Origin of the sequence: Saccharopolyspora indica, from assembly GCF_027853965.1 — a bacterium.
Classification (GTDB): domain Bacteria; phylum Actinomycetota; class Actinomycetes; order Mycobacteriales; family Pseudonocardiaceae; genus Saccharopolyspora; species Saccharopolyspora indica.
In genome coordinates, this window is sequence record NZ_JAQGLB010000043.1 from 1 (window position 1) to 10,195 (window position 10,195).

General features: G+C 71.3%; 9 protein-coding genes. 4 read left to right on the forward strand and 5 right to left on the reverse strand.

The window, feature by feature from the left end; all coding sequences use genetic code 11:
* Positions 1 to 47: 47 nt before the first annotated feature.
* Together OU416_RS40080 and idi are read left to right on the forward strand one after the other, a co-directional pair.
* Positions 48 to 1,025: a zinc-binding dehydrogenase gene (locus OU416_RS40080; RefSeq protein ID WP_270932334.1), complete on the forward strand. Its 978-nt coding sequence runs from the start codon at positions 48 to 50 to the stop codon at positions 1,023 to 1,025.
* Positions 1,026 to 1,088: 63 nt separating this feature from the next.
* Positions 1,089 to 1,667: an isopentenyl-diphosphate Delta-isomerase gene (gene idi, locus OU416_RS40085; RefSeq protein ID WP_270932335.1), complete on the forward strand. Its 579-nt coding sequence runs from the start codon at positions 1,089 to 1,091 to the stop codon at positions 1,665 to 1,667.
* Positions 1,668 to 1,707: 40 nt separating this feature from the next.
* On the opposite strand, the gene OU416_RS40090 is transcribed toward idi, so the two are convergent.
* Both OU416_RS40090 and OU416_RS40095 read right to left on the reverse strand, forming a co-directional pair.
* Entirely contained in the window at positions 1,708 to 2,370 is a 663-nt protein-coding gene (locus OU416_RS40090; RefSeq protein ID WP_270932336.1) for a response regulator, read from the reverse strand.
* Complete coding sequence (locus tag OU416_RS40095) at positions 2,367 to 3,968, reverse strand: sensor histidine kinase (RefSeq protein ID WP_270932337.1); 1,602 nt, start codon at positions 3,966 to 3,968, stop codon at positions 2,367 to 2,369. Before OU416_RS40095 ends, OU416_RS40090 begins: the two co-directional genes overlap by 4 nt.
* Before the next feature lie 165 nt (positions 3,969 to 4,133).
* Between OU416_RS40095 and OU416_RS40100 the strand changes: the two genes are divergently transcribed.
* Positions 4,134 to 5,477, forward strand: coding sequence for a CitMHS family transporter (locus OU416_RS40100; protein WP_270932338.1), 1,344 nt, complete (start codon positions 4,134 to 4,136; stop codon positions 5,475 to 5,477).
* Positions 5,478 to 5,539: 62 nt separating this feature from the next.
* Complete coding sequence (locus tag OU416_RS40105; protein ID WP_270932339.1) at positions 5,540 to 6,541, forward strand: iron-siderophore ABC transporter substrate-binding protein; 1,002 nt, start codon at positions 5,540 to 5,542, stop codon at positions 6,539 to 6,541.
* A 46-nt stretch (positions 6,542 to 6,587) separates the two neighbouring features.
* On the opposite strand, the gene dctA is transcribed toward OU416_RS40105, so the two are convergent.
* The 3 genes from dctA to OU416_RS40120 all read right to left on the reverse strand — a co-directional run bounded on the left by dctA (position 6,588) and on the right by OU416_RS40120 (position 9,949).
* Positions 6,588 to 7,913 (reverse strand): C4-dicarboxylate transporter DctA, encoded by a 1,326-nt coding sequence (dctA, locus tag OU416_RS40110; protein ID WP_270932340.1) that lies wholly within the window; start codon positions 7,911 to 7,913, stop codon positions 6,588 to 6,590.
* Positions 7,914 to 7,990: 77 nt separating this feature from the next.
* Positions 7,991 to 9,283 (reverse strand): GNAT family N-acetyltransferase, encoded by a 1,293-nt coding sequence (locus tag OU416_RS40115; protein ID WP_270932341.1) that lies wholly within the window; start codon positions 9,281 to 9,283, stop codon positions 7,991 to 7,993.
* A 66-nt stretch (positions 9,284 to 9,349) separates the two neighbouring features.
* Positions 9,350 to 9,949: a GNAT family N-acetyltransferase gene (locus OU416_RS40120; RefSeq protein WP_270932342.1), complete on the reverse strand. Its 600-nt coding sequence runs from the start codon at positions 9,947 to 9,949 to the stop codon at positions 9,350 to 9,352.
* Between the last annotated feature and the right edge of the window lie 246 nt (positions 9,950 to 10,195).

The window sequence follows — 10,195 nt, forward strand, 5'->3', positions numbered from 1 at the left end:
CGCCAACCCCCCGCTCACGCCCACTTCCACGAGCACAGGAGCACGGCATGCGCGCGATCCGGCAGTACGAGTTCGGCCCGGCGGAGGTCCTCCGCCTCGAGGAGGTGCCCGATCCGCACCCGGGCCCCGGGCAGGTCCGCATCGCGGTCGCCGCAGCGGGCGTGCACGTGGTCGACACCTACATCCGGCAGAGCGGCATCGGCCCGTTCGGACCGCCCGAGCTGCCGATGACACCGGGCCGCGAGGTGGCCGGGGTCGTCGACGAGATCGGCGAGGACGTGGCCTCCGACTGGCTCGGGCGGCACGTCGTGGCCCACCTGGGCCAGGCCAGCGGCGGCTACGCGGAACTCGCGGTGCGCGAGGTCGAGTCGGTGCAGGTGCTGCCGGAAGGCACCGATCCCGCGGCGGCGGTGGCGATGATCGGCACCGGGCGCACCACCATGTCCATCCTGCGCATCGCGCGCCCGAGCAGCGACGACGTCGTGCTGGTCACCTCGGCGGCCGGTGGGATCGGGGCGCTGGCGGTCCAGCACGCCCGCAACATCGGCGCGACCGCGGTGGGCGCGGCGGGCGGCCCGCTCAAGGTCGGCAAGGTCCGCGAACTGGGCGCTGACCTGGCCGTGGACTACACCGAGGAGGGCTGGGCGGACCGGGTGCGCGACGAGCTCGGCCGCCCGGTGAGCCTGGTGCTCGACGGCGCGGGCGGGGCCTACGGGCGGGCGGCGTTCGACCTGATCGGCGCGGGCGGCCGGATCGTCATGTACGGGCGGGAGTTCGGCGAGCACCGGTTCACCTCCGACGACCTGATCGACCGCTCGGTGGCCGCCTCGGTCGCGCTCGGCCCGAACCTGCTGAAGGACGTGCCCGGCGGGATGCGGCAGCTGGAGGACGAGGCGCTGGCCGCACTGGCCGACGGGAGCCTGAACCCGCTGGTCAGCCCGCCGTTCCCGCTGGCCGAGGCGGCCGCCGCGCATGTCGCGCTGGAGAATCGGCAGACCTACGGCAAAGTGGTGTTGGTGCCCTAGCGGCACCGACCGGCGACCCGCCCGGGTGGCCGCAGCGGACAGCAACCCATGGAGGTCTCACCAGTGGAACAGGTGGTACTGCTCGACGAGTCCGGTCAGGCGATCGGGGTCGAGGACAAGACGACCGTGCACCACCGGGAAACCCCGCTGCACCTGGCCTTCTCCTGCTACGTCTTCAACGATCGCGGGGAGTTCCTGCTGACCCAGCGGGCGCACCACAAGAAGACCTTCCCGAGCGTGTGGACGAACACCTGCTGCGGCCACCCGGCGCCCGAGGAGGAGATGAAGGCCGCGATCACCCGGCGGCTCGGCGAGGAGCTGGGCCTGTCGGTGCACGGCCTGGAGCTGGCGCTGCCCGGCTTCCGCTACCGCGCCGTGATGCCCAACGGGGTGGTCGAGAACGAGATGTGCCCGGTGTTCTTCGCCTTCACCGAGCGCAGCCCGGAGCCCAACCCCGACGAGGTCGCCGAGACCCGCTGGGTGAACTGGAAGGAGTTCAGCGCCGAGGTGCTGTCCGGTCGGACCGAGGTGTCGCCGTGGTGCGAGCTTCAGGTCCGCCAGCTGGTCGAGCTGGGCCCGGAACCGGCCCAGTGGCCCGAAGGCACCCGCACCGCCCTGCCCCCAGCGGCCCACGTCGCCTGACGGGAGCAGTTGTCAATTTCGTACGAAATTGACCGCCACCTCAGGTGCCCGCGGACTCGTACTGGTGCTCCGGGCGGCCGCTGGCGCCGTAGCGGAGCGTCATGCGGGCCTTGCCGTCCTGGGCCAGGCCCGCGAGGTAGCGCTGGGCGGTGGCCCGGGCGATGCCGAGCTCGGCGGCGATCTCCGCCGCCGAGCGCGGGCCGTCCGCCGCGCGCAGCGCGTCCTGCACCAGGCGGGAGGTCACCGCCGACTGGCCCTTCGGCGCCCCCGGGCTGTCGCCTTCGTGCAGCAGGCGGATCGCGCGGTCGATCTCGTCCTGGCCGACCTGGCCGCTGGTCGGCGACAGCCGAGCGTGGTAGCGCGCGTAGGCGCTGAGCCGGTCCGCGAGCTGCTCCGCGGTGAACGGTTTGACCAGGTAGTTCAGCGCTCCAGCGGACAGCGCCGCGCGCACCGATGCGGCGTCGGCGGCCGCCGTCAACATGATCACGTCGACGTCGAGGTCGGCGAGCAGGGCGATGCCCGCGCAGTCGGGCAGGTAGTTGTCCAGCAGCACCAGGTCGGGGTTGCTGGAGACGATCAGGTCGCGGGCCTCGGCCGCCGAGTGCGCGGTGCCCACCACCTGGAACCCGGCGACGCGCTCGGTGAACTCGGCGTGCACCCGGGCCACCCGGAAGTCGTCCTCCACCACCAGCACGCGGATCATGCGTCCTCCTCCGTCTCCGCCACCGCACCGGGCAGCCACGCGTGGAACACCGCACCGCGCTCGGCCGGGTCGCCCGGGTCGGCCAGCCGCACGTCGCCGCCGAAGCTCCGGGCGGCCTGCCTGCACAGCGCCAGCCCCAGCCCGTGGTCCCCGTCCTTCGTGGAAACGCCTTCCACGAACAGATCTTCCCGCAGCTCCGGCGCAACGCCGCTCCCGCTGTCCACAACGGACACGTGCAGCGTCGCACCGTCGGCGAGCAGGTCGACCTCGACGCGGGCCGGTCGCCGCTCGCCGAGCTGCGCCGCGGTCACGGCATTGTCCACCAGGTTGCCGACCACCGTGGTCACCTCCACCGGCGCGCGCACCCGGCCCGGCACCCAGCTGGTCTCCCCCAGCTCCAGGTCCACCGACTTCTCCGCGGCGACGGCCTTCTTCGCGGCCAGGAACGCCAGCAGCACCGGATCCCGCACCGCATCGGCCGCCGGGCCCAGCCCGGTCACCGGACCGCTGGTGAGCGCCTGCAGGTAGGCGACGGCGTCCTCCTGGTGCCCGGTCTGCAGCAGCCCGGACAGGGTGTGCAGCCGGTTGCTGAACTCGTGGCGCTGCGCCCGCAGCACGTCGGTCATGCCGCGCACCGACTCCAGCTCGCGGCTGAGCACCTCCAGGTCGGTGCGATCGCGCAGGGTGAGCACGCTGCCCAGGTCCGCGCCGTCGCGGCTGACCCGGCGGTGGTTGGCGACCAGCACCCGGTCCCCGGCGACGGTGATCAGGTTCTGCACCGGTTGCCCGCTCTCCAGCGCGCCGCGCAGCCGGGACGGGACGTCGAGGTCGCGCACCGGCGTCCCGGGCGCCACGCCGGTGCCCAGCAGCTGCTCGGCCTCCTGGTTGGCGAACGACACCCGCCCGTCGGCGTCGACGGCCAGCACGCCCTCCCCGATGCCGTAGAGCACCGCCTCGCGCTCGCGCACCAGATCGGCCAGTTCGTGCGGCTCCAGGCCCAGGGTCCGGCGCTTGAGGCCGCGCGTGAGCAGCGCGGCGCCGATCACGCCGACCACGAGCGCACCGCCGGTGAACACGGCCGTGGTGCCGAGCAGCCGCAGCAGGGCGTGGTCGATGTCCTCGGTGTCGAACCCGACGCTGACCTGCCCGACCACGGCACCGGTGCGGTCGCGCAGCGGCACCTTGCCGCGCGCGGAGAACCCGAGCGTGCCGCGCTGCACGTCGACCACCTCGTTGCCGGCCAGCACCTCGCTCGGATCGGTGCTCACCGGCTCGCCGATCTTGCCCGGATCCGGGTGCGCCAGCCTGATGCCGCGCCGGTCGGCGATGACGATGAACAGCGCGTCGGTGCTGGCCCGGATCAGCTCCGCGCGCTCCTGCACCGCCCCGCTGCGGTCCTCGCGGGCCACCGCGTCGGCGAGGTCGGTGTCCGCGGCGGCCGCGTGCGCCACCGCGAGCGCTCGCTGGCCGAACTGGTCCACCAGGGCCCGGTCCAGCAAGGACGCGACGAGGACGAACCCGATCCCGACGACGAGCGCGATCAAACCGATCTGCAGCAGCAACGCCTGCCGCGCGAACCTCATCGGTCGGCGTGACATGCGTCGACCCTAACCCGCGAGCAGAACGAGCAGAACGCGGAGAACGCGGGCTAGGCGGACAACGCGCACAAGACTCCCGGGGCCCGGACCGTTCACCTACGGTCTCGCCAAACGAAACACCGCTGTTACGCGGACCACTCCGGTCCGGCGGGAAGGAGGAAGGCGTTGATCGCGCTCCTCGGGTTGTGCATGGTGACGGTCTTCCTCTTCTTGGTGATGACCAAGCGGGTGTCGCCGATGGTGTCGCTGATCGTGGTGCCGGCGGCGTTCGCGCTGATCGGCGGCTTCGCGCCGGAGCTCGGCGACATGATCGTCGACGGCATCGGCTCGGTGGCGCCGACGGCGGCGATGCTGCTGTTCGCGATCCTGTACTTCGGGATCATGATCGACGCCGGGCTGTTCGACCCGATCACCCGCGCGGTGGTCCGGCTCACCCGCAACGACCCGCTGCGGCTGATCGTCGGCACGGTGGCCCTGGTCGCCGTGGTGTCGCTGGACGGCGACGGCACCACCACGTTCATGATCACCGTGTCCGCGCTGCTGCCGCTGTACCGGAAGCTGGGCATCAGCCCGGTGCTGATGACCGGGCTGGCCTGCCTGACCAACGCGATCCTGAACGTGGTGCCGTGGGGCGGCCCGTCCGCCCGCGCCGCCAGCGCGCTGGGGCTGGACCCGCAGGAGCTGTTCGTGCCGATGATCCCGCCGCTGGTCGCCGGGCTGGCCACCATCTTCGTGCTCGCCTGGATGCTCGGGCTGCGGGAGCGCGCCCGGGTGCGCAGCGGCGAGCTGGTGCTCGCCGGCGGAGGCGGCGGCACCACCGGTTCCGGCCCGAGCGGCAGCGCGGGCGACTCCGCCGACTTCGACGTGCTGGCCCCCGACCGCGAGTCGCTGCGGCCGAAGCTGATCTGGTTCAACGCGGCGCTGACCGCCGCGCTGCTGGTGGCGCTGATCGTCGGCGTGCTGCCGATCGCCGTGCTGTTCATGATCGGCACCGGGATCGCGCTGCTGGTCAACTACCCGCACCTGGACATGCAGCGGGCCCGCATCGCCGCGCACGCCGACAGCGTGGTCTCGGTGGTGTCTATGGTGTTCGCCGCCGCGGTGTTCACCGGCGTGCTGTCGGGCACCGGGATGATCGAGCAGATGGCGCACTACCTGCTCAGCGCCATGCCGGACGGCCTGTACCCGTTCTTCAGCGTGATCGTCGCGGTGCTCAGCGTCCCGTTCACCTTCTTCATGAGCAACGACGCGTTCTACTTCGGCATCATGCCGATCCTGGCCGAGGCGGGCGCGCAGCACGGGATCGCGCCGATCGAGATCGCCCGCGCCTCGCTGCTGGGCCAGCCGATCCACATGCTCAGCCCGCTGGTTCCCGCGATGTACGTGCTGATCGGCCTGGCCAAGGTGGACCTCGGCGACCACCACCGGTTCGCGATCAAGTGGGCGCTGCTGGTGTGCGCGGTGGTGATCGGCACCGGTCTCGGCATCGGCGTCATCTCGATCCACTGAACAGAACCGAGTCTCGTTCAGGTTAGCCTTGGCTAATCTGAACGAGATTGCGAGGCACCCCGATGTCCCCGTTCCCCAAGCGGCGCCGCGTCGCTGCCCTCCTCTGCGCGCTCACCGCGCTGCTGACGGTCGCGGCCTGCGGCAGCGCGAGCACCGACGAGACGCAGCAGTCCGCCGACGGCGCCTTCCCCGTGACGATCCAGCACTCGAAGGGCGCGACGGAGATCCCCAAGCGCCCGGAGCGCGTCGTCGCGCTCGGCTACACCGACGTCGACCCGCTGCTCGCGCTCGACGTGATCCCGGTGGCCATGCGCCCGTGGGGCCCGACGGACGGCCCCGGCTCGTGGGCGAAGGACCGGCTGCGCGGCGCGAAGCCCTACCTGTTCGCCACGCAGGGCGATGTCGACCTGGAGAAGCTCGCCTCCCTGCAGCCGGACCTGATCGTGGCGGTCAACGCCGCCGTCGACGACTCGCTGTACCAGCGGCTCTCCGCGGTCGCACCGACCATCGTGCGCCCCGAGGGCTTCCCCGACTACGGCACGCCGTGGCAGGACGCCACCCGGATCATCGGCAAGGCCGTCGGCAAGCCGGAGCAGGCCGAGAAGCTGGTCACCGACACCCAGGCCCGCATCGACCAGGTCGCCGCGCAGCACCCCGAGTTCGCCGAGGCGACCGGAGCGGTGGTGCTGATCAACCCGAAGGGCGGGTACTGGCCCTACACCCGCAACGACGCGCGCGGCCAGTTCATGGACGGGCTCGGCATCGAGCTGCCCGCCGGGGTGCAGCAGCTCGACGACGGCAAGCGGTTCTACATCGACCTCAGCCCGGAGAAGACCTCGCTGCTGGAGTCCGACGTGCTGATCGTCATCGACCAGAAGGGCAACAGCCAGGGCCTGGTCAACGACCCGCTGTTCCAGCGGCTGGAGGTGACCAAGCGCGGCGACGTGATCGTCCTGCCGCACATGGAAGCCGGGATCGAGCTGGCGCACAACACCGTCCTGAGCATCCCGCACTCGCTGGACACCATCGCGCCGATGATCGCCGAGAAGCTCGCGGACAAGTGATCCGGCGGTCGGTGCCGTGCCGTTCGCCGCGGCACCGACCGCTCGCTCACAGCTTGGCCGAGTCCGGCGCGGGGGTCGTGGGCACCTCCGCGGCCAGGACCGCGCGGGCCCGCTCGCGGTCGAAGGCACCGTCCCACTTGGACACGATGAAGGTGGCCACGCAGTTGCCGAGCAGGTTGGTGACCACGCGCATCGTGTCCATGAAGCGGTCCGCGCCGAGCATCAGGGCCACCGCGGCCACCGGGATGACGCCGACCGCGGACGCGGTGGCCGACAGGGCGATGAACGCCGAACCCGGAACGCCCGCCATGCCCTTCGAGGTCAGCACGAGCACCAGGATCACGGTGATCTGCTGACCGACGGTCAGGTCGACGCCGACGGCCTGGGCCATGAACAGCGTGGCCAGCGAGAGGTAGATCGAGGCGCCGTCGAGGTTGAACGAGTACCCGGTGGGCACCACCAGCCCGACGGCCTCCTTGCGGCACCCGGCGCGTTCCAGCTTCTCCATGATCCGCGGCATGACGGCCTCGCTGGAGGCGGTGCCGACCGCGAGCGCGAACTCCTCGCGGGTGTAGCGCAGGAAGCGCAGCAGGCTGAGCCCGGTGAAGGCGCGGAGCAGGACGCCGAGCAGCAGGCAGAACAGCAGCGCGGCGCCGTAGCAGGCGGCGATCAGCTTGGCGTAGGTGTTCAGCGAGGACAGCCCGTACTCGCCGATGAGGTAGGCCATGGAGCCGAACACCGCGATCGGCGCGAGGCGCATGACGTAGCCGATGATCTTGAAGATGATCTCGCCGGTCTGGTCGATGAACGCGAAGACCTGCGGGGCGCGGGTGATCCCGACGTGCAGCAGGCCGGCGGCGAACAGGACCGCGAACAGCAGCACCTGCAGCAGCTCGTTCTCGGCGAACGCGGCGACCGCGCTCTCCGGGATCATGTGCAGCACGAACTCGGCCGGGCCGGGCATCTGCTCGCCGTGGGTCTTCTCGGTGACCGCGGTGGCGTCGAGCGTGGCCGGGTCGATGTCGAGCCCGGCGCCCGGCTGCAGCACGTTGCCCGCGACCAGGCCGAGCGCCAGCGCAGCGGTGGTGACGACCTCGAAGTAGATCAGCGCCTTCAAGCCGATCCGGCCGACCGAGCGCATGTCGCCCGCCTTGCAGATGCCGACGACCACCACGCAGAAGATCAGCGGCGCGATCGCCATCTTGATCAGGCGGATGAACCCGTCGCCGATCGGCTTGAGCGCCGAACCGAAGTCCGGCCAGAAGTGGCCGACGGCGATGCCGATGGCCGCCGCGATGAGGACCTGGACGAACAACGAGGACAGGATCCGCTTCGCCCGGCTCCCGGGTGTCCTGCGGTCGGTTTCGCTCATGGGCTCACGTCTTTCGTGCTGCGGAAAATCGATTTCGCCGGGGTGCTAGCAGAGTTTCCGCAGTCGGACCGGGCCCGTCAAGATGGCGGATGATAATCAACAAAACGTTGAGAGCGCTGCAACTCGCGCGACCACCGCCACTCCCCCGGCTCCGGCGCGCCGACCAGCTTCAGCCCCGCCCGGCGCAGGGTCCGCGCGATCGCGGTGTTGTCGACGTGGGTGTGCGCGGTGAGCGTGCGCAGCTCCAGCTGCCGGGCCTGCTCGACGAGCTTGCCCGCCAGCACCGCGCCCACCCCGCGCCGCTGCCAGTCGTCGCGGACCAGCAGGGCCAGCTCCCCGGTGTCGCCGTCGTACATCAGGTTCCCCATCCCGACCACGTCGCCGTCCGGGGCCACCGCCAGCAGCGCCCGGCCGAGCACCGGGGTGAGCAGCCGCTGCAGGCCGCGCGCGCCGGGCGCCGGACCCGGGCTGAAGTAGCGCCGGTAGCGGGCGGCGCTGGAGCAGCGCTCGTGGAACTCGGCCACCAGGTCCACATCCGCGCGGTCGGCCGACCGGATCGTCAGCTCCACGCCGCTGGACGTGCGCATCGCTTCCTGAGTCGGGCGCATCCGCGTTCGGCAGGCGGCGGCCAGCTCGACCATCGCGCTCGCCCGCGCGAACTCGGCAGGCGTGAACGAACCTCCGGAACGCTCCAGCACCAGCTCACCACCGCCCGGCGCGGCCAAGCGCATCGCCTCTCCGGCGCACGGTCCTTCCTCCTGCCAGCGGATTTCCACCCGGCCCAGCAGTGCGGACAGCGCGCGGACGAGGTCGGTGCGGCCGTTGACCAGATCGGTGGCCAGGTTCGCGGTTCTCGTCGGGACGTCGTCGAGTTCGCGCACGTCCGCTCTTGCGACGACGACGTCTCGCCCGCCCGCCGCTTCGACGGCTTCGATGAGTTCCCAGCGAGTTGTGCGGTCCGGGACGTGCAGCAGGACCTCGTCGACCGCGCCGTCCTCCACCGGGTGGACCTGCATGGTGCGGATATCGCCGCCGAGCGCGGCCAGCCCGCCGGCCAACCGGGCGAGCCTGCCCGGCGCGTCGGTGACCGATGCCCGCAACCGCCAAAGTGCTTGCTGCACATGGGGTTCCTCGAGGATCGGTTCCGGTGCGGGCGGCAGGGTCTGCGGTGGGCGTTTCATGAACCAGCGGACCGCTGCGGCGAGCAGCAGGACGGCACCGATCGACAGCAGCGCGGACGGGCCGGTGGTCAGGGCGCGGGCGCCGGTCGCGGCGAGGCTCACCGCGCCCGCTGCGAGGAACAGGGCGGCCAGCTCGACGAGTTCTCGGGTCCAGCTGCCGCGCGGCTTCCGGTGCGGTCTGGGCGTCATGGAGCCATGGTTGCCAGGGCGTGTTGCATCCGGGCGATGTGCGGTTTCGGCGGGGTTAAGCGGGCTTCACCCCAGTTCTGGCCCCGCGCACGATGCACCGGGCACGCCCAGGGGCTTGTCGAGAACCATCTCGCGCTGCACCTTGGAGGGGTCGCCCTTCATCGGGATGGTCTCTCCGGAACGCACGAACCCGTACCTCCGGTAGAACCTCTCGGCCCGCGCATTGTCCTCATGAACGTACAGGCGCACCCGCGACGCTTCCGCGACGGACCACGCCCACCCGACAGCCATCTCGAAGAGCGCGTCGATCACACCGCTTCCGCGGTGCTCGGGCCGGACGAAGACAGCGACGATGTGCGCTTGGCGCTGCTGCACGGTCGCTCCGAAGATGTCGTCGCTGCCCACGTCCTCGACCAGCACCGTCGCCGTGCCGCTCCAAGCCCCGTCCCGGCCCTCGGCCACGAACTGGCGCACCCTTGTTCCGTCGGCCGCCGCCTCGGCCCGCTCTTGCCAGAACGAGTCCGGCTCTGCGGACGCCTGCTCGTACGTCTGGAGGAACGCGATCGGGGCTGCCGGATCCTTCAGCGCAAAGAGGCGCAGCTCCTTCGCCTCGCGCCACTCATCGGCGCGAATCGGACGGACCGCTACACGTGAAACCTGGTGCATGCTGTCGCACGCTACGGGAGGACGTTGCGCGGCACTACGGAACTTCCGCGTGCAGTGGGGCTCACGCACCTGCGCTCTGGTGGATCGCGGGTACGACCTTGGGTGGGCTGTTCGCTGAATCGCGCCGGGGGGTGGGCGGGGGCTTTGGGGGTTTGGTCGTCCTTGGGCCATCCCCGTGGTTTGGTGGATTGTGGGGGCTGCGGTCCGGATGTCAAGCCCGGCCTTCGGCCGCCCCTTCGGGGTTTC

Excerpts from the sequence above, each read along its gene's own strand:
- OU416_RS40090 (WP_270932336.1), bottom strand. The coding sequence starts at position 2,370 with ATGATCCGCGTGCTGGTGGTGGAGGACGACTTCCGGGTGGCCCGGGTG.
- dctA (WP_270932340.1), bottom strand. The coding sequence starts at position 7,913 with ATGAGCGAAACCGACCGCAGGACACCCGGGAGCCGGGCGAAGCGGATC.
- OU416_RS40105 (WP_270932339.1), top strand. The coding sequence starts at position 5,540 with ATGTCCCCGTTCCCCAAGCGGCGCCGCGTCGCTGCCCTCCTCTGCGCG.
- OU416_RS40095 (WP_270932337.1), bottom strand. The coding sequence starts at position 3,968 with ATGTCACGCCGACCGATGAGGTTCGCGCGGCAGGCGTTGCTGCTGCAG.
- OU416_RS40080 (WP_270932334.1), top strand. The coding sequence starts at position 48 with ATGCGCGCGATCCGGCAGTACGAGTTCGGCCCGGCGGAGGTCCTCCGC.
- OU416_RS40120 (WP_270932342.1), bottom strand. The coding sequence starts at position 9,949 with ATGCACCAGGTTTCACGTGTAGCGGTCCGTCCGATTCGCGCCGATGAG.
- OU416_RS40115 (WP_270932341.1), bottom strand. The coding sequence starts at position 9,283 with ATGACGCCCAGACCGCACCGGAAGCCGCGCGGCAGCTGGACCCGAGAA.